Here is a 20,249-nt window from a genome sequence, read left to right on the forward strand (position 1 = left end):
TGTTTTTCTGGATGCGGCGAGACACCGGCACCCACAACGCGCCATGTGGAAGCACTCTTCCGGGGGTTCACCGTATTTCGCCGGCTCTGAGCTGGCTACTGAGCTGACTACTGGGGCGGACGCGTTGCCTTCATGCAGCCCGGCACGGGCTAGGTGGTGCATTTACTAGTCTAAAGGCTCTAGTGGGCGCGGTTTATAACCGACGCTATGACGCGGACGATTATTCAGGTCACGCACCGGGTAGCAGTCCTCGAAGCCGACACGTGCCAACAGCTCGGCGACGGCTTCTTCCTGGGTGTCGTCGTGCTCCATGATGAACAGACCGCCGGGGGTAAGAAGTTCGAAGGCGCGGGCGGCAATCGCGGAGGGCATCTGCATGCCGTCCTCTCCCCCGCCGTACAGAGCCATGTCCGGGTCGTGCAGGGCGGCTTCCGGGTCGGCGGGTACGTTCGCCGGCGGAATGTACGGAGGGTTCGAGAGCACCGCGTCGAAGGTTCCGGAAAGTTCGGGCAGGGCGGTGAGGGCGTCCCCCTGAACCAGGTGTACGCCGAGCGGCTCCAGGTTCTTACGGGTGTAGGGGATGGCGTCTTCGGAGAGTTCCACCGCGAACACCTGGGCGTTCGGCAGTTCGCTCTTAATTGCCGCCGCGATAGCCCCGGAGCCGGTGCACAGGTCGACGATGCGCAGCTGACCGGTTGTCGAATCGGTGCGTGCGGTCAGCACCTTGAGGGCTTCTTCGACGAGTAGCTCGGTCTCGGGGCGGGGTACGAACACGCCCGGTCCGACTGCCAGTTCTAGGCGGTAGAAGGGAGCGGAGCCGGTGATGTGCTGCAGCGGTTCGCGGTAGGCGCGGCGGGCGACCAGCGCCTCGTACTCTGCGACCTGTGCGGGGGTGAGCCGCTCCCCCATGAGCGCGGCGTGCTGTAGGCGTGAGCGTGAGCCGTCGTAGAGCAGGTGCGCGGCGAGGAGCTCGGCGTCCACGCGGGGGCTGGGCACCTGCGCCAGTGCCGCGGTGGCGCGCGTGAGTACCTGCGCGAGTTCTTCCCCGCGGGGGTCGTGCACATTCACCTTCATGAGCTCTCCTTTTCATCTCTCAACGGCTCAAAGCCTATCGCGGCATACAGGTGAGGGGCTCCACCGCCGTAGCGGCGAGCCCCTCACCAACATCTCACGTCGATTCAGTGAATCGACAAGAGTCTATATACAGAACCTACGTCTGCACAGAACTACTTCTGTTCCTGGCCCACCTGAGCGAGGCGGTGCGCCTCATCCATCTCAATAGCGGACTGAACCACAGGCTCCAGGTCACCATTCAGTACAGCATCCAGGTTGTACGCCTTGTAGCCGGTACGGTGATCCGCAATGCGGTTCTCTGGGAAATTGTAGGTACGGATACGCTCCGAACGGTCCATGGTACGCACCTGCGAAGCACGGTGCGCCGCGTTCTCAGCGTCAATCTGCTCCTGCTGGTGAGCCAGCAGTCGCGCACGCAGCACGCGCATTGCAGCTTCACGGTTCTGCAGCTGAGACTTCTCATTCTGCATCGCCACGACAATACCGGTGGGCAGGTGGGTAATACGCACCGCCGAGTCGGTGGTGTTCACCGACTGGCCACCGGGGCCCGAAGAACGGTACACGTCAATCTTCAGGTCGTTCTGGTTAATCTCGATTTCTTCCGGCTCATCCACCTCGGGGAACACCAGAACACCGGCAGCGGAGGTGTGGATACGGCCCTGAGACTCAGTCGCCGGAACACGCTGCACACGGTGCACGCCACCCTCATACTTCAGGTGCGCCCACACGCCCTCAGCCGGCTCATTCGAGGAGCCCTTAATAGCAATCTGGGCGTCCTTGTAACCGCCAACATCGGTGCTGGTCGAAGAAATAATCTCAGTCTTCCAGCCCTTGTTCTCGGCATAACGCATGTACATGCGCAGCAGGTCACCAGCGAACAGAGCCGCCTCGTCACCACCGGCACCAGCCTTCACCTCAAGAATGACGTTACGGCCATCATCCGGGTCACGCGGAATCAGCAGGCGGCGCAGCTTCTCCTGAGCAACCTCCAGCTCCTCCTCCAGACCGGGAATCTCCGCCGCGAAATCCGGATCCTCATCAGCCATCTCGCGAGCAGCCTCAAGGTCATCCTTCAGCGAAGTGTACTTATTGTATGCAGTCACAATACCGGTCAGCTCCGCGTAGCGGCGGCCCACACGGCGTGCCTTACCCTGATTCGCCTGCACGGCGGGGTCAGCCAGCTGATTCTGCAGGTCAGCGTGCTCATCCAGCAGAACCTGAATAGATTCAAACATTCTGTTCTCTCTTCCATCTCCCGCACTTTACGCCGCACGGGCAGGCACTAGACATCTCACACCCCTCACAACGGGGATGCACAAAACGAACGGCTCACGCGCCCCACCCACAATGAGGAGGTGGGGCGCGTGAGATACGAGCCTTAGTCGACCAGACGCAGACCGTTCTTCTGAACCGTCAGAAGGAACTCCACGTTGCTTTCAGTCTTACGCAGCTGGTTGGTCAGAACACCCAGAGCCTGCTCGGGTTCCATACCCGCCAGGGCACGGCGCAGACCCCACATAATCTTGATCTCATCCGGGGAGAGCAGGTTCTCCTCGCGGCGAGTACCAGAAGCATTAATATCAACCGCCGGGAAGATACGCTTATCCGCCAGCTGACGGGACAGGCGCAGCTCCATGTTACCGGTGCCCTTGAACTCTTCGAAGATCACTTCATCCATCTTCGAGCCGGTCTCAACCAGGGCGGTAGCCAGAATGGTCAGCGAGCCGCCCTCTTCAATGTTGCGGGCAGCACCGAAGAACTTCTTCGGCGGGTACAGTGCGGCAGAATCCACACCACCGGAGAGGATACGACCGGATGCGGGAGCCGCCAGGTTGTATGCGCGTCCCAGGCGGGTCATGGAGTCCAGCAGCACGACCACATCGTAGCCGAGCTCCACCATACGCTTCGCACGCTCAATAGCCAGCTCAGCCACAGTGGTGTGATCCTCAGCCGGGCGGTCGAAGGTCGAGGCGATAACCTCACCCTTGACGGTGCGCTGCATATCGGTCACTTCTTCAGGACGCTCATCCACCAGGACCATCATCAGGTACACGTCCGGGTTGTTCACGGTAATCGCGTTCGCAATGGACTGCAACATGAGGGTCTTACCCGCCTTCGGCGGGGACACAATCAGACCACGCTGACCCTTACCAATCGGGGACACCAGGTCCACCACGCGGGTGCCCAGCTTCTTCGGGGTGGTCTCCAGGCGCAGACGCTCCTTGGGGTACAGCGGAGTCAGCTTCGAGAAGACGCGGCGGTTCGCTGCTTCCTCAACGCTCTGACCGTTAATCGCCTCAACCTGAACCAGCGCGTTGAAACGCTGGCGGCTGCTCGACTCACCCTCACGCGGCACGCGAATCGCACCGAGCACGTGGTCGCCCTTACGCAGGTTGTACTTCTTCACCTGAGCCAGGGAGACGTACACGTCGTTGGTGCCGGGCAGGTAGCCGGTGGTACGCACGAAAGCGTAGTTGTCGAGAATGTCCAGAACACCCGAAATCGGTGCCAGCACATCGTCTTCGCTCAGGCGAGGCTCGTTCTCCTCGCGGCGGCGAGCTTGCTTCTCGGTGCGCTCAGCCTGACGGTCGCGCTTGGAACGGCGCTCAGTACGCTCGGTGCGCTCGGCACGCTCTGCGCGTTCTGCACGCTCAGCAGCCTTACGCTCGGCACGTTCACTACGCTCAGTGTTGCGCTCTGCACGCTCAGCCTGACGGTCACGCTTAGTGCGACGCTCGGTACGCTCACCATCCTGGTCGCGGCGACGCTCACGGGTGCGGGTACGCTTCGAGCTCTTCTCACCGTCGGGGGTGCCAAAAGTCATGTCCAGGGCAGCGTTCAGGCTGTCCAGGCTCGCGGTGCCGTCAGCGGTAGTAGCCTTCAGCTCAGCAGAGTTACCGGGCAGGTCAACCTGCTCCGCACGCTCGCCAATACGCTCAGCAGCCAGTTCAGCGCGCACATCCAGCGGAGGAAGCTCAGCGGGCTTCTCGTCCTTACGGGTGCGGGTGCGGCGGGTACGCTTCTCCGGCTTCTCGTTATTCTCAGTCTTCTCGGACTTCTCAGCCGATGCGTCCTCACCCTCAGCGGCACGGCGAGCGCGCGCACGCTTCTGAGCGGGAGTCTCGTAACGGGAAGAGCGGGTTCGCTTCTCAGACTTTTCAGCCTTCTCAGCGCCCTCAGCGGGGGCTTCAGTAGCCTCAGCGTTTTCGGTCTTCTCAGCCTTTGCCTCGGCGTCCTTCTGGGCGCGAGTACGGCGGGTACGGCGAGGCTTAGACTCTTCAGTCGTCTCAGCAGCGGGAGTCTGGGCAGACTCAGCAGCAGCCTCAGACTTAGGTGCCTCAGACTTGGGCGCAGCAGGAGCGGCTACGGCGCCACCACGCTGATGCTCTTCAAGAGCCTGAACCAGCTCGGCCTTCTTCAACTTCAGATAGCCGCGGATACCAAGCTGCTGGGCGAGGACACGCAGCTGCGCGACCTTCAAGTTTGCAAGTTCCGGTGCGGCAGCTGCCGTACCGTACTCATCGGTGACAACAATATTCTTTGCCAACTACAATTCCTTTGGTTATAAGCCCTGAAAATCTTCAGAATAAAGATCGGGCGGGCGCTATAGCGCGGTCAAAGGTTTAGACACTGCCGAAAGAAAACAGCAGTCTGCACCTTCGACTCCCTCGAACCGCGCTGGAGGCGGTTCGCGTCTCTTACCGTACCCGCTGATTCAGACACAGCGAGCACACACGGAAGATAAGGCGCTCTATCACAAATGTGGGCAAGCCCAAACCATCATCTATAGAACCATCTACACGAGATGAAGAGGACGGATTGGTCACTTGAAAGGGCACCCGCCGCGAAACCGAACCCTCAGAAAAGTCTTCCCCTATGCGTCAGAAATAAAGAAAGACATGAATCCCAAAGGCACTCCCCCGAACCTTACCGGCTCCCGCCCAGATACAAAAGCATCTGAGGCATCAGGGGAAACGGAAGTACGTTACGAAGGATAGTATCGACGGTCTACATTGAACGACGGGCGAACCTCAACATAGGACGAACTAATAACGTCCTACTGAGTAACTATAACACCTTCAGTATCAATTTCAAGGGGAAGCACCCGCCAGTTCAGGCGGCGATCCGCAATAGCGCTACCAGGGTGAGTCGCCTCAAACTCGGCAATCGCCTCCTGAACCTGTCGCACCTGCTCCTCGCCGTGCGCAAAGGTCAAAACGGTCGGGCCAGCACCAGAAATCACCGCCGCAAAACCCTGACCGCGCAGATACGCAACCAGCGCAGCCGACGGCTCCATCGCGGTCACACGGTAACCCTGATGCAGGTAATCCACGGTCGCATCCATCAGGTACTCGGGAGCATCAGAGAGAGTGCGCACCAACAACGCCGCACGAGCCGAGTTCGCCACCGCCTCAACGTGGGGCATCTGCGCAGGGATCAGCGAACGAGCAAGCTTGGTCGACACCTCATAATCGGGCACAGCCACCACGGGGCGAACATCAGGATGCACCGGAATAATCAGGGTCTTCCAGTTACCCATCTCGCCCCAGGACACCGACAGGTTGCCGTAAATCGCCGGAGCCACGTTATCCGGGTGGCCCTCCATATCGGAGGCGACCTGCAGCATCTGCTCACGGCTCAGACGGTGCTCCTCCGGCAGCAGACCGCTCGCCGCAGCCACGCCCGCCACAATAGCCGACGCCGAAGAACCCATACCGCGAGAATGCGGAATCTTATTATCAGCAATCAGCTTCACCGGCGGCAGTTCGTCCAAACCAGCCGCAGCGAAACCAGCCTTCATCGCCTGCAAAACCAGGTGGCTCTCGTCGCGAGGAACATCCGCGCTACCCTCACCGCTGAGCTCAAACTCCAGACCGGACTCAATACGCTCAACAACCAGCTCATCATAGAAGCCAAGACCCAAACCCATGCTGTCATAGCCGGGACCCAGGTTAGCGCTCGTAGCGGGAACGCGAACCTTAACGGACGCGCCCACCGGAATATCAGAAATATGCAGGGAAGACATGAGAAGAACCTCGCGATCGGTGACGTAATGAGTGAATAGGTGAAAGATACAAAAAGGGGCTGTCATGCAGGTGCACCCCGCCCCGCAAACACGGGACGGAGTGCACATCGTAGTATGAACAGACTAGTTCAAATCAAGAATATCTGCCACAGCAACCACGTCGAAGGGAGCCTTAGTCGGCTCAACCTTCACACCGTTAACAGCCTCAAGAGCCCACTGCGGGTCCTTCAGACCGTGACCGGTCACGGTAATCACGATGGTCTTACCCTCGGGAGCTTCACCTGCGCGGTGCTTCTTCAGCAGACCCGCAACACCGGCAGCCGAAGCCGGCTCCACGAAGACACCCTCGCGGGCGGACAGCCAGCGGTGCGCCTCCAGAATCTCCTCATCGGTGACAGCCTCAATCACGCCGCCGGACTCGTCACGAGCAGCTTCAGCCTTCTCCCACGACGCGGGGTTACCGATACGGATTGCGGTCGCAATGGTCTCAGGAGCCTCAATCGGGTGACCAGCAACGATCGGTGCAGCACCAGCAGCCTGGAAGCCCCACATAATCGGACGCTTGGTCGCAACCGGCTCCAGCACCTTACCGTCACGGTTGGTGTAAGGCTCCGAGTACTCCTTGTAGCCCTTCCAGTACGCGGTAATGTTACCCGCGTTGCCAACCGGCAGCAGGTGGTAATCGGGAGCGTCACCCAGGGTGTCAACAACCTCGAACGAACCGGTCTTCTGACCCTCAATACGGTACGGGTTGACCGAGTTCACCAGGAACACAGGGTAGTTCTCGCTGAGCTTGCGAGCAATCTCCAGGCAGTTGTCGAAGTTGCCGTCAATCTGAATGATGTCAGCACCGTGAGCAATCGCCTGAGACAGCTTACCCATGGAAATCTTGCCGTCCGGAACCAGCACTGCACAGCGCATACCAGCCTGCAAAGCGTACGCAGCAGCCGACGCGGAAGTGTTACCGGTCGAAGCACACACAACAGCCTTCGCACCGTCACGCTTAGCGGCGGTCATCGCGCTGGTCATACCGCGGTCCTTGAACGAACCGGTCGGGTTCATACCCTCAAACTTCAGGTAAACGGTGTTGCCGGTCTCAGCAGACAGTGCCGGCGCGTGAATCAGCGGGGTGCCGCCCTCGCCCAGGGTCACAGCCTTCACATCGTCTGCGAAGGGCAGACGGTCACGGTACTCATTGATAACGCCCTGCCACACGTGTGCCATTGGCTTCTCCTTCAATCTTGGCGCCCCGCCCGCCGGACCTCCCATAGGTCCGGCGCGGTAGCGGGTACGCGGGTTAGTTAGTGAGCGATGCACCCGCAAGCGAACATCGCACGTTTAGTGAGCGGCGCGTGCCGCACATAGATAACGCTTTTGAGCCTTAGTGCTTCTCGGACTCCACGCGGATGACCGAGTTCACCTCACGCACAGTGTCCAGAGCATCAATCACGGCAATCGCACGGCGCAGATCGGAATCCTTCGCCGAGTGGGTCACCATACGAATCTGAGCCGCGCCCTCCTTTGGGGTGGACTGGCGCAGCGAATCCACCGAAATACCGTGCTCGGCAAGGATACGGGTAATATTCGCCAGAACGCCCAGGCGGTCCTCCACCAGAACACCCACCGAGTAGCGGGAAATCACGTTGTCCAAGCTGGTTGCGTGTAGCTGAGCGTGGGAAGTCTCCGGAACACCGGGACCGCCCAGCACCAGGCGACGAGCCAAGGACACGAAGTCACCCAGAACAGCCGAAGCAGTCGGAGCGCCACCCGCACCGGGACCGTAGAACATCAGCTCGCCAGCGTTCTCCGCCTCAACGAATACAGCGTTGAACGCACCGTGCACGCCCGCCAGCGGGTGCTGACGCGGAATCAGGGTCGGGTTCACACGAATGTTAGCGCCGTTCTCACCCTCGCGCTCACAAATAGCCAGCAGCTTGATGACGTAACCATCAGCATCCGCGGCAGCAACATCATCAGCGGTGATGGAGGTAATGCCCTCGGTGTGCACATCATCGATGGTGAAGTCAGAGTGGAACGCCAGCGAAGCAACAATCGCAGCCTTCGACGCGGCATCGTGGCCCTCAACGTCAGCGGTCGGGTCAGCCTCCGCGTAGCCGAGCTTCTGAGCCTCAGCCAGTGCGTCTGCGAAGGATGCGCCGGTGGTGTCCATCTGGTCAAGAATGTAGTTGGTGGTGCCGTTCATGATGCCCAGAACGCGGGTCACACGGTCACCAGCCAGGGAGTCACGCAGGGGGCGCAGAATCGGGATAGCACCCGCAACAGCAGCCTCGTAAGAGAGCTGAGCACCGGACTCATCAGCGGCAGCCTGCAGCTCCACACCGTGCTTAGCCAGCAGCGCCTTGTTGCCGGAGACCACGGACTTACCCGCCTTCAGAGCACGCAGAATGCGGGTGCGAGCCGGCTCAATACCGCCGGTCAGCTCGATGACCACATCCGCCGCATCAATCAGGGATTCAGCGTCGGTGGTGTACAGCGAGGGGTCCGCATTCCAGTGGCGGGATGCATTAGTATCGCGCACAGCAATACCGATCAACTCCACGGGGGCGCCAATGCGCTTTTCAAGGACGGCGTTATCCTCGACCAGGATGCGAGCAGCCTGGGAACCGACATTACCGGCACCAAGCAGTGCTACTTTGATCTTTTCAGCCACGATAGTCTCTTTCTACGGTCTGTTCCGGGTTCGCCCCGGTATCTCTTCGGGCTACGGTGTGGATGCGGCGCAGAGCACGCACTCAACAACCACTTTATCAAGAGGCGGGGACGGCTCAGCAGCCTCAAGCTGCGACTTTTACTCTCTGAGATGAGGTATCCCTCACAGTTATGAGGTGAACCTTATCTTCTGCCATGTTGTGAACGCACAAAACCGTGAAGACCCCGCCCGCAACCGCCACCTCACGGCACGCATTGTAGAAACGGGAACTTCACGGCTTTTCATGATGTCAGACAGGGTTCTTAGATTTCCGACCCCATATCCAGCGCCAACATATCCTCCTCACGCTGACGGCGAATCATCATGCGAGAAGGCTTACCCTCAGCAGTGGCAATCACCGGCGGGCGAGTCAAGAAGTTATAGTTCGAACCCAGCACATAGCAGTACGCGCCGGTCGCCGGAACCGCCAGAATATCGCCAGCCTGCAGGTCAGCGGGCAGGTAGCAGTAGCGCACCACCACATCGCCAGACTCGCAGTGCTTACCCACCACGCGAGAGAGCACCTGCTCCCCCGCCGGAGCACGATTCGCCAGGGTCACCGAATAATCCGATTCGTACAGCACCGGGCGGGCGTTATCACTCATACCGCCGTCCACCGAAACGTAGCGGCGCACACGGATCTCGCCGTTCTCATCCTCAATGCTCACGTTCTTAATGGTGCCCACCGTGTACAGGGTCGCACCCGAAGGACCGGAAATGGAACGGCCCGGCTCGAACGACATGTGCGGAATCGCCATGCCCAGGCGCTCACAGGTCGCCGCGACGGAAGCGGCAATCGACTCGGTCACCTCGGTAATGGAGCGGGGGTGATCCGCCTCGGTGTAGCCGATGCCGTAGCCACCACCCAGGTCCAGCTCCGGCAGGGTCACGCCCAGGTCACGGTTGAGACGGTTCATGAACTCCAGGGCGGTAGTAGCCGCCTGCTCGAAGCCCTCCGCCTCAAAAATCTGCGAACCAATATGGCAGTGAATACCGCGGAAATCCAGGGAATCGGTCGCATTCAGAATCGCGGCAGCCAGAGCCGCGTAAGAATCGGTAGCCTCAACACCCCAGTGCTCCAGCTCCTCCTCTTCCAAACCGGCGAGCGCGGCGGTGCCGGGCTGCAGGGACATGCCGAACTTCTGATCCTCGTGTGCGGTCGCAATGGACTCGTGGGTCGAGGCATGCACACCGGGGGTGATGCGAATCAGCACCGGAACCGGGGCGTACGGCTCCTCGCCCTCAGCCACACGCTCGGCGGCAAGCTCGGCGTACACGCACTCAATGAGCTTGAGCTCATCCACCGAGTCAGCCACCACACGACCCAGGCCGTTACGGATCGCGCGGGCGATCTCAGCCTCCGACTTGTTGTTACCGTGCAGGGCGATGTTCGCACCGGGCACCTGTGCGCGCAGAGCCAACGCCAGCTCACCACCGGAGGCGGTATCCAGGCACAGGCCCTCCTCGGTCGCCCAGCGCGCCACGGCAGTGGACAGGAACGACTTACCGGCGTAGTAGACGCTTACCTTCGCACCGTGCGCGGCGAAAGCCTGCTCAAAAGCGGTGCGGTAGGCGCGGGCGCGGGTACGGAAGGTCGTCTCGGAGAAGACGTACTGCGGGGTTTCGTGCTCATCAACCAGGTCGCTGACGGTCACGCCATCAATGCAGAGCTCGCCCTGCTCATTGCGGGTGAAGGAGTCAGTCCAGATGGTGCGGGACAGGGTCTCGGGGTGCTCGGGGTAGGTGAGCCATTCGGGGGCGTAGAGGGCGCGGGCTTCGCTCATCGTGTCTCTTTCTTAGCTATCTTGCCGGCATACGTTCAACCCCCGCCCCGGTAGCACCGGGTCGGGGGTTGAAATGAGAGTATTACATGCGCTCGGGTGCGCTCACACCCAGCAGGTTCAGGCCGTTAGCCAGCACCTGCTGTGCTGCGTTATTCAGTAGCAGGCGGGTACGGCGCAGGTCGGTGACCTCTTCATCAGCCTTGGGGGCGACGCGGGAGACACCGTACCAGCTGTGGTACGCCGAAGCGAGCTGCTCCAGGTAGCGGTTCACGCGGTGCGGCTCGTAGAACTTCGCGGCATCACGCACAGCGGCGGGGAACTGGCCGAGTACAGCCAGCAGCTCACCGTCAGCAGCCGAGTCGAGCAGGGAGGTGTCCACGCCGTCCTCAACCTTCACGCCAGCCTCCGCAGCGTTACGTGCCACAGCGGCGGTACGTGCGTGAGCGTACTGCACGTAGTAGACCGGGTTCTCGTTGCTCTTGGAGGTCAGCAGGCCCAGGTCAATATCGATGGGGGTGTCCACCGAGTAGCGAGTCAGCTCGTAGCGGGCTGCGTCAACGCCCACAGCTTCGACCAGGTCCTCGAGGGTGACCACGGTGCCAGCACGCTTGGACATGCGGACGGGCTTGCCGTCCTTGACCAGGTTTACCAGCTGACCGATCATGACCTCAATCTGGTCGGCGCGGTAACCAAGAATCTGGGCGATAGCCTTCAGACGGCCCACGTAGCCGCTGTGGTCAGCGCCGAGCATATAAATCGCCACGTCAGCGGGGTTTACTGCACGGGTCATCTTGTCCTGGTAGTAGGCGATATCACCCGCCACGTAGGCGTGGTTGCCGTCAGACTTGATGACCACGCGGTCCTTATCATCGCCGTAGTCGGTGGTGCGCATCCACCATGCACCGTCAGCTTCGAAGAGCTGGCCGTTCTCGCGCATGGTCTCAAGCAGGGCGTCCACCTTGCCGCCTTCGAACACGGAGTTCTCGTGGAAGAACACGTCAAAGTGAGTACCGAATGCCGCCAGGGACTCCTTGATCTGATCGAACATCAGGTGAGTACCGATTTCGCGGAAAATCTCTTCGGGGTTCTCAGCCTCAAGCGCGTCGGGGCGCTGAGCCAGAATCTGGTCCTTAATGTCAACAATGTACGCGCCAGCGTAGCCGTCCTCGGGGGTCTCCTCACCGCGAGCAGCGGCAATCAGGGACCGCACGAAACGGTCAATCTGGGTACCGTGGTCGTTGAAGTAGTATTCACGCACGACGTTAGCGCCCTCAGCCTCAAGGACGCGGGCGAGCGCATCACCGACGGCAGCCCAGCGGGTACCGCCCAGGTGGATGGGGCCGGTGGGGTTCGCGGAGACGAACTCAAGGTTAATGGTCTTACCGGCGAACTTGTCGCTGCGGCCGTATGCTTCGCCAGCCTCAACGATGGTGGCGGCAAGCTCACCAGCAGCTGCAGCGTCCAGGGTGATGTTCAGGAAGCCGGGACCAGCAATATCTACGGATGCGACACCGGGGATGGCGCCAATCTTCTCTGCCAGAAGAGCTGCTGCCTCACGCGGGTTCTTGCCCACCTTCTTGGCGAGCTGCAGAGCGACGTTGGTTGCCCAGTCGCCGTGTTCGCGGGACTTGGGGCGCTCTACTCGGACGGCGGGCAGTTCAGCGCCCTCCACGAGGGTCAGCTGGCCGGAGGAAATGGTTTCTTCAAGGGCAAGCGCAATGGCTTCAGAGAGTTCTTCAGGAGTCATAACAAACTATTCTAGCAAGCCTTGGCAGGTGCCTGACCCTTTATCTAGTGCATATCTGATACCATAGGTGGGTTGCCTCTGTAGCTCAGCGGATTAGAGCACCAGTTTCCGGTACTGGGGGTCGAAGGTTCGAATCCTTTCAGGGGCACGATGTTCTTATTCGAGAGGGAACACGGGAGCCGATATCCGAGGCGTATTGTTCGGGTATCGGCTCCTTTTTATTTAGCGGCCATGCTGGGCAGCTCCCTCTTCAACTTCAGAGGGTGGACACTACCCTCCTGCCTGTTGTGGCAACGCTCGCACCCTTGAGAGAATAGGGAAACGCGCACACTGTTCAACTCAACCCGAACTTTAAGCCACAACAGCGGAGGTAACCCGATGACCACCATGCGCCAGATTCAGCTCACCGAATGGGGCGACGAAAGCGTTCTGCACGAAGCAAACGTGCCTATCCCCTCACCGGTGCGCGGTCACGTGCTCATCAAGACGGTTGCCGCCGGTGTCAACCCGATTGACCTAACCACTCGCAAGGGTCTGGGGCCCGCCGCTCAGCTTGCCGACCCGTCGTACAAGCCCTTCGTGCCCGGCTGGGATGTTGCCGGCACCGTGGTTGCCACCGCCGGCGACTACACGGGTTTTAAAGTGGGCGACGGCGTATTTGGCCTGGTGTCTTTCCCCTCCCCCGCCGGTGCGTACGCCGAGTATGTTCTCGCCCCGGCGCATCAGCTGGTGAAGGTGCCTGCCGATGTTCCCTGCGCACAATTGGGTGGCGCTCCCCTGGCGGCGCTGACCGCATACCAGGCGCTCTTCGAAGTGGCGCGATTGAAGGAAGGCGAGCGCGTGCTCATTCACGCCGGTGCCGGAGGCGTCGGTCACCTCGCTGTTCAGTTGGCGGCGCAGGCTGGCGCGCAGGTTTTTGCGACCGCCTCCGCGGCGAACCACGAGTTTGTGCGCTCGTTGGGTGCCCAGCCCATTGATTACCGCACCGAGGATTTCCGTGCCGTACTGGGTCAGACCATGGATGTGGTACTCAATTCCACCGGTCAGCAGACCTTCCTCGATTCGCTGGAGGTGTTGGTTCCCGGCGGTCGTATTGTTACCCTGACCAGCCCCGACCCGCTGGATGTTGCGCGTGAGCGCGGCTTCGAGGCGCAGTGGCTGACGGTTCACCCGGACCGCGCGCAGATGCAGGAGATTTCCCGCCTCATGTCCTTGGGCCTGTTGAAGGTGCACGTGGATCAGGTGCTTGATTTTTCGCAGGCTGCGCAGGCTCATGCCCTGGTGGCGACGGGTCGCACCCGCGGCAAGATCGTGCTGGTTCCCTAACGAGGTGCTGATTCATGCAGACTTCTGAGAGCACGCCGAAGGTTGAGGGCGCATTGAACGCTGAGGGCGTACCGAATGTAGAGAGCGCGCCGACCGTTGAGGGTACCGAGTACCGCTCCGGTTTTTACCGCGAGGCGGGCTTTTACGATGCCCACTCGCTGCCCGACTACGGCGCGCAGTCGCCGGTAACTCGTGAAGCGTTCGCCTACGATTTCTTCCCCGCGACCGGGGATATCTCTTCCCCCGCGCCGCTACTGGTGTGGGTTCACGGTGGCGCCTGGCGTTTCGGCACCAACCAGGCCCTACGCGACATCATCCTGCGCACCCCTGGCGGGGAGCAGCCCAATACGCAGGCGCTCATGCGCGCCGCTTTTCAGCAGGCAGGTTGGGCGGTCGCATCCATCAACTACCGGTATTCACATCAGGCACTCTTCCCGGGTGCCCTGCACGATGTGAAGGAGGCCGTGCGTTTCTTCCGCGCCAACGCGCACGAATTCGGTATTGATCCGCAGCGCATTGCGGTAGCGGGCGGAAGCGCCGGCGGGCACCTGAGCATGATGGTTGCGCATACGGGAGATTCCGCCGCCGGTGACCCTGCATTTGGGGATTCTGCGAGCGCTCCCGAGCACGACGAATACTTTGAAGGCAGGGCGGCAAGCGCCTACCCGTCCCATAGTTCGCAGGTGGCGGCGGCGGCTTCGTTTTACGGGGTCAGCGATTTGAGGACCATCTTCACCGATCGACCCCTGGCTGGCTACGCTCTCGACCACCCCGAGGATGACGGGGCGGAATGGCGACTACTGGGAAGCACCCACCCCGTCCCCGCAGATGTGTCTAATATCGATATTTCCGCGGGTGAGCGGGCGGTTCCGGGTGTCTGCATCGAGCGCGCCCAAAAGAACTGGGAGCGTGCGCATCCCATTGATGCGGTACGCCCCCAGAAACGAGTGAATAAGATCGAAAGTGCCTCTGCACCGGGAGTGAGCGGCGGTGCCACTCCCCTCATGCTCGTGCACGGTATTAGCGATTCGTGTGTGCCGTACCAGCAATCGGTGCGGGTGTATCAGGCGCTGCGCACGCGGCAGGTGCCTACCGATTTGGTGCTGGTTCCGGATGCCGAACACGGGGATTCGCGCTGTTTTAGCCCCGATATTGTTCAGCAGATGCTGCGATTCTTCAACCGCGCTGTTCGGTTCAACCGCAGCGTGTAGCTCAACCGCGGCGTGTAACCTGAGCGGTTCGACAGGTTAGCGAACGCGGCGGTTCACGTATTCGTGCTCAAGGCGGTAACGCTCGAGGTCATCAAAAGCAACGCGACGGTGCGTGTTAATGCGCTCGAACGGAATATCTCCGCGCTCCAGCAGGCGAACAACGGTCGGGCGGGATACGCCCAGGTAGTCTGCCGCCTCCTGCGTGGTCATGAGGCGGTCCTGGCGTACCACGCAGACGTCCTTACGGTCGGCGAATGCGCGCGCTACGGAGGTGAGGGGCCCGTACATTTCGGGAGAAATCTGTACGCGCTCGCCGTCGCCGGTGACCAGGTAGAGGGTCTCTTCGGCGCTGAGGCGGTCGAAGTGGGTGCGCAGACTCGCGTGAACGAGGGCTTGGAAGAGCTCTTCGCAGCGGTGGTGAATTTCTTCGTGCTGTCCGTCTTCGCAGCAATCCAACACTGCAACACGTGTTGCCGGGTACGTCTTTGGTGATGGCATAGTCACTCCTTCGTTACTGTGTTATTCACCACTGTAGCAGTTGAACGAAACTATCGAAAGAAAGTTAAGAAGCGCAGTTAATTCGCATCTACGGCGCATAAAATTCAGATGAATAATTATTAACTCTCTTAATAGCATTTGATGTCATTTATTGTATATTAACTGCTCTCTTGGGGCCTGTATTCCGCCACCGCCCACCCCGGGGTTCCCGCGAACAAACCCAAATATGACAAACAAAGCACACCCCAAGCCCACCGCAGGCAAGGCGAGTACACTGGATAGGATATGTCTGAGCAGAAATCCACGAAGAAACACGCAGATACTTCTAAGGCCCCCCGCACCGCCCCCACCATGGCGAGCATGGCCGCCGCAATCCACGCGGCAAAGGTACGATCCGCCGAAAAAACCGCAGATAAAACTACTGAGAACAATGCGGTAAAAAAGGGTGCACAGAAGAACAGCACCCCGAAGAATAACGCAGACCGCAAGAACTCCTCCCGCGGCGCCTCCGAACGCAACTCCAACGCCTCCCGCTCCAATCGACGCGCAGGCGCCAACAACCGTGCCCGCAAGCAGGGCAACCAGCAGGGCGACAACAAGAGCAGCCAGCAGAACCGCCCGGCACCGCGCCGCTACGAGCCGTTCATTCCCGAGGTCATCACCTACCCTGAAGAGCTGCCCGTCAGCGAACGCCGCGAAGACATCATGAACGCGATCCGCGACAACCAGGTCGTCATCATCGCGGGTGAAACCGGCTCGGGTAAGACCACCCAGATCCCCAAAATGTGCCTCGACCTGGGCCTGGGAGAGAAGGGCCTCATCGGCCACACCCAGCCGCGCCGACTCGCCGCACGCTCCGTCGCTGAACGCATCGCCGAAGAACTCGGCCAGAAAATCGGCGAAACCGTCGGCTACCAGGTGCGATTCACCTCCGAAGTGGGCGAACACAGCGCTATCAAGCTCATGACCGACGGCATTCTGCTCGCCGAGATTCAGAACGACAAGCTGCTGCGCCGCTACTCCACCCTCATCATTGACGAGGCGCACGAACGCAGCCTGAACATTGACTTCATCCTCGGCTACCTCAAGCGCATCCTGCCGCAGCGCCCGGATCTGAAGGTCATCATCACCTCCGCGACCATCGACCCGGAGCGTTTCGCACGCCACTTCTCCCCCAGCTACGTGCCGGGCAAGGGCATCGTCGACGAAAACCTCAGCGCCGAAGAACGCGAAATCGCCGAAGCGATTCTGCCCGACGATGCGCCACCCATCATTGAGGTGTCCGGCCGAACCTACCCCGTGGAAATCCGCTACCGCCCCCTCGAAGGCGACGAGCTCTACCTGGATGACGAGGAAGTGGCCGAAGACCGCGACCCCACCGACGCGATTCTCGACGCCATCAAGGAGCTCTCCAAGGAGGCACCCGGAGATATCCTCATCTTCTTCTCCGGCGAGCGCGAAATCCGCGACGCCAAGGACGCCATCGAGGCAATGGTTCTCAAGTCGCCGCGACTGAACTACGAAGTGCTGCCCCTGTACGCGCGCCTCTCGCTCGCCGAACAGCACCGCGTGTTCTCCCCCGGATCGCGCCCGCGCATCGTGCTCGCCACGAACGTTGCTGAAACCTCGCTGACCGTGCCCGGCATCAAGTACGTCATCGACACCGGCACCGCCCGCATCTCGCGCTACTCCGCGCGCACCAAGGTTCAGCGTCTGCCCATCGAGCGTATCTCGCAGGCCAGCGCCAACCAGCGTTCGGGCCGATGCGGCCGCGTCAGCGACGGCATCGCCATCCGCCTCTACTCCGAGGAAGACTTCAACTCACGCCCCGAGTTCACCGACCCCGAAATTCTGCGCACCAACCTCGCAGCCGTCATCCTACAGATGATCGCAATCGGCGTGGTTCGCGAACCCGGCGACATCTCCCGCTTCCCGTTCGTGCAGCCGCCCGCATCCCGCGCTATCAACGACGGCGTGAACCTGCTCCGCGAGCTCGGCGCGCTCACCGAACGCCCCCGCAGCCCCCGCAAGGGCCGCGGCAATAGCGCAACCCTCACCGCCATCGGCCGAGCCATGGCGGCATTCCCCGTGGACCCGCGCCTGGCCCGCATGATCATTGAAGGCGGCCGCCGTAACTGCGCCAAGGAAATGATGGTGCTCGCCGCCGCCCTGACCATCCAGGACCCGCGCGAACGCCCCGCCGACGTGCGCGCCGAAGCCGACGCGATGCACGCCCGCTTCGTCGACGACACCTCCGACTTCTCCTCCTTCCTGCTGCTCTGGGACTACATCAACGAGCAGCAGGCGGCGCTGTCCTCCTCGCAGCTACGCAAAATGTGCCACCGCGAATACATCAACTACCTGCGCATCCGCGAATGGCAGGACCTCTTCGCCCAGCTGCGCGAAATGGGACGCACCGCCAACATTCACGCCAGCGGCGGCAGAGACATCAACGCCTCCGCCCACGAAATCGACATCCACAAGAGCCTGCTATCCGGCCTGCTCTCGCACGTGGGCGCCAAGGAAGAACGTGAAAAGGACTCCAAGGGACGCAACCGCGGCCCGCGCGAATACCTCGGCGCACGCGGTACCAAGTTCGCCATCTTCCCCGGCTCCGGCCTGTTCAAAAAGAGCCCCGACTGGGTGCTCTCCGCCGAACTCGTCGAGACCTCCCGCCTGTGGGCGCGCACCAACGCCTCCATCGACCCGCAGTGGATCGAAGAAATCGGCAAGCACCTCATCAGCGTGCAATACTCCGAACCGCACTGGTCCCTCAGCTCCGGCGCGGCAGTCGCCTACGCCAAGGGCACCCTCTTCGGCCTGACCATCTACGCCGACCGCCCCGTACAGTACGCCCGCGTAGACGCCGCCGCGGCCCGCGAACTGTTCATCCAGTCCGCCCTCGTCGAAGGCCAATGGCACACCCAGCACAAGTTCTACCTGCGCAACCAGCGCGCCCTCGCCGAAGTCGAGGAACTTGAAGCACGCCTACGCCGCCGCGACCTGCGCGTGGACGACTCCGTACTCTTCGCCTTCTACGACGCACGCATCCCCGCCCACGTCACCGACGTGCGCGCCTTCGACAAGTGGTGGAAGCAGGCACGTCTTGAAGACGACAACTACCTGGACTTCAACCCCGAAAAACTCATCAACGAGGAAGCCGCCGACTACGACGACTCCCAGTTCCCCCGCCAGTGGGTGCAGCGCACCGACAGCGGCGAACTCACCCTGGACCTGCGCTACGAATACGCCCCCACCGCAGGTGTAGGAGGCGCCCGCACCGAAGCCGCCAAGCGCGACGGTGTGGCCGTGCAGGTGCCGATTCTCTTCCTCAACCAGCTGAGCCCCGAACCGTTCCGCTGGCAGATTCCCGGCCTGCGCCACGAGCTCGTGACCGCGCTCATCAAGTCGCTGCCCAAGGCGATTCGACGCAACTTCGTGCCCGCACCCGACGTGGCGCGCGCCGCCTGCGCCGCCCTCGAGGAAGACTACTCCCCCGCAACCGACGAGCTGCTCCCCTCCCTCGCGCTCGTACTGCGCCGCCTGCGCGGCGTGGTCGTCGAACCCGAAGCCTTCAACTGGGACGCCGTGCCCGAGCACCTGAAGATGGGCTTCCAGGTGCGCAACACCCGCAACAAAATCCTGGGTGAGGGCAAGGACCTGCGAGCCCTGCAGCAGCAGCTACACAAGGAGATTCGCAGCGCCCTCGCCGACTCGCTCGGCGCATCCGACGAGGCCATGGCGAAGATGGTTGCGCTCGCGCAGGGTGGATCAGGCAACTCAGGCGGCTCGGGCAACTCGGGTGGCTCCGCTCGTCCGGGCAGCGCAAAGGGCGCGAAGAACCCGGCGAAGGGCACCCAGGCCGAGGCGGGTGCATCCGGCGGAGTACGCGAGGTCACCGGCCTCACTGCCTTCCCCGCCGATCTCTTCCCCAACGGAGAAATCCCCCGCAAGGTACAGCGTGTCATCGCGACCCAGGCGGTTAACGGCTACCCCGCTCTCGTGGACGAAGGCTCTAGCGTGGGTCTGCGCATCTTCCCCACCGAAGCAGAGCAGCTGCACGCGCAGCGTCGCGGCATCATCCGCCTGCTCCAGCTGCAGGTGCCCTCGCCCGTGCGCTACGTGAGCGAACACCTCTCCCACAAGGAGAAAATCGTCTTCACGCAGAACCCGCACGGCTCCATCGACGAACTCATCCGCGACTGCACCGTCGCGGCGCTCGACCACCTCGTGCCGCACACGCCCATCTTCACGCACGCCGAATACAGCGAACTCTACGAGCACGTGCGCGCCGAACTCATCGAGACGGTCTTCGACGTCACCAAGCTCGTCGCCGAAATCCTCTCCGAAGCCACCGCGCTGAAGAAGGCTATCAAGAAGGCAACCTCGCTGACGACCATGCACGCCGTCTCCGACGTGAAGGCACAGATGGAGAACCTGGTCTACCCCGGGTTCGTGGCGCAGACCGGCTACGACCAGCTGGTTCACCTGCCGCGTTACCTGAAGGCCGCCCAGGTGCGCCTGACGAAGCTCGGCCCGAACCTACACCGCGACAACCAGCTCATGCTCACGGTGCAGGATCTTGAGGATTCCTACGATAACGCGGTCAAGTCGCTGCCGGCCGGCACCATCGTGCCGGATGCGCTCCGCCGCGTGAACTGGATGATTGAGGAGCTACGCGTCAGCTTCTTCGCCCAGGAGCTCGGTACCGCCTACACGGTGTCTGAGAAACGCATTGCGAAGGCTCAGCGTGAGGCGCTGGACGCCATCAAGCGCTAGCTTGTGAGATTACGTCTTGTGCGGATGGCGGTGTTCGTCCTCGCTCCTACTCAGGTGTAGGTGCGCCGCATGTTTCCTCCGCGCCTACGCAGGG

The 20,249-nt window shown here is 61.5% G+C and carries 12 protein-coding genes and 1 tRNA gene; 4 read left to right on the forward strand and 9 right to left on the reverse strand.

Features of this window, described 5'->3' with window-relative positions; genetic code table 11:
- Nucleotides 1-165 precede the first annotated feature (165 nt).
- From prmC to argS, 8 genes are all read right to left on the reverse strand, one after another.
- Entirely contained in the window at nt 166-1,074 is a 909-nt protein-coding gene (gene prmC, locus HMPREF2894_RS05385) for a peptide chain release factor N(5)-glutamine methyltransferase (protein ID WP_049340673.1), read from the reverse strand.
- Nucleotides 1,075-1,226: 152 nt separating this feature from the next.
- Nucleotides 1,227-2,309: a peptide chain release factor 1 gene (gene prfA, locus HMPREF2894_RS05390; RefSeq protein ID WP_049337341.1), complete on the reverse strand. Its 1,083-nt coding sequence runs from the start codon at nt 2,307-2,309 to the stop codon at nt 1,227-1,229.
- A 143-nt stretch (nt 2,310-2,452) separates the two neighbouring features.
- Nucleotides 2,453-4,621 (reverse strand): transcription termination factor Rho, encoded by a 2,169-nt coding sequence (gene rho / locus HMPREF2894_RS05395; RefSeq protein ID WP_049352983.1) that lies wholly within the window; start codon nt 4,619-4,621, stop codon nt 2,453-2,455.
- A 510-nt stretch (nt 4,622-5,131) separates the two neighbouring features.
- A complete protein-coding gene (thrB, locus tag HMPREF2894_RS05400; protein WP_049352984.1) occupies nt 5,132-6,100 on the reverse strand; it encodes a homoserine kinase in 969 nt (322 codons plus the stop codon).
- A 123-nt stretch (nt 6,101-6,223) separates the two neighbouring features.
- Entirely contained in the window at nt 6,224-7,324 is a 1,101-nt protein-coding gene (thrC, locus tag HMPREF2894_RS05405; protein WP_044150573.1) for a threonine synthase, read from the reverse strand.
- A 157-nt stretch (nt 7,325-7,481) separates the two neighbouring features.
- Nucleotides 7,482-8,771 (reverse strand): homoserine dehydrogenase, encoded by a 1,290-nt coding sequence (locus HMPREF2894_RS05410; RefSeq protein ID WP_049337337.1) that lies wholly within the window; start codon nt 8,769-8,771, stop codon nt 7,482-7,484.
- A 302-nt stretch (nt 8,772-9,073) separates the two neighbouring features.
- On the reverse strand, nt 9,074-10,594 hold the full coding sequence (locus tag HMPREF2894_RS05415; protein ID WP_049352985.1) for a diaminopimelate decarboxylase family protein: 1,521 nt from the start codon (nt 10,592-10,594) through the stop codon (nt 9,074-9,076).
- 82 nt (nt 10,595-10,676) lie between these two features.
- A complete protein-coding gene (gene argS / locus HMPREF2894_RS05420; protein WP_049352986.1) occupies nt 10,677-12,341 on the reverse strand; it encodes an arginine--tRNA ligase in 1,665 nt (554 codons plus the stop codon).
- 74 nt (nt 12,342-12,415) lie between these two features.
- Here argS and HMPREF2894_RS05425 point away from each other — a divergent pair.
- From HMPREF2894_RS05425 to HMPREF2894_RS05435, 3 genes are all read left to right on the forward strand, one after another.
- Nucleotides 12,416-12,489, forward strand: a tRNA-Arg gene (locus tag HMPREF2894_RS05425).
- A 230-nt stretch (nt 12,490-12,719) separates the two neighbouring features.
- Nucleotides 12,720-13,667, forward strand: a complete 948-nt coding sequence (locus HMPREF2894_RS05430; protein WP_070678132.1) for an NADP-dependent oxidoreductase — start codon at nt 12,720-12,722, stop codon at nt 13,665-13,667.
- Between the two features lie 14 nt (nt 13,668-13,681).
- Nucleotides 13,682-14,878 carry an alpha/beta hydrolase gene (locus tag HMPREF2894_RS05435; RefSeq protein WP_070678134.1) on the forward strand — a complete coding sequence of 399 codons (1,197 nt, stop codon included), beginning with the start codon at nt 13,682-13,684 and terminating at the stop codon, nt 14,876-14,878.
- A gap of 36 nt (nt 14,879-14,914) precedes the next feature.
- Here HMPREF2894_RS05435 and HMPREF2894_RS05440 read toward each other — a convergent pair whose 3' ends face one another.
- The gene (locus HMPREF2894_RS05440) at nt 14,915-15,376 is read right to left on the reverse strand and encodes a helix-turn-helix domain-containing protein (protein WP_005506503.1); all 462 of its coding nucleotides are present in this window, start codon (nt 15,374-15,376) and stop codon (nt 14,915-14,917) included.
- 285 nt (nt 15,377-15,661) lie between these two features.
- Here HMPREF2894_RS05440 and hrpA point away from each other — a divergent pair, with 285 nt between their 5' ends.
- Nucleotides 15,662-20,155, forward strand: a complete 4,494-nt coding sequence (hrpA, locus tag HMPREF2894_RS05445; RefSeq protein WP_070678136.1) for an ATP-dependent RNA helicase HrpA — start codon at nt 15,662-15,664, stop codon at nt 20,153-20,155.
- The last annotated feature ends 94 nt before the right edge of the window (nt 20,156-20,249 follow it).

Source organism: Rothia sp. HMSC066G02 (assembly GCF_001813145.1).
GTDB lineage: Bacteria > Actinomycetota > Actinomycetes > Actinomycetales > Micrococcaceae > Rothia.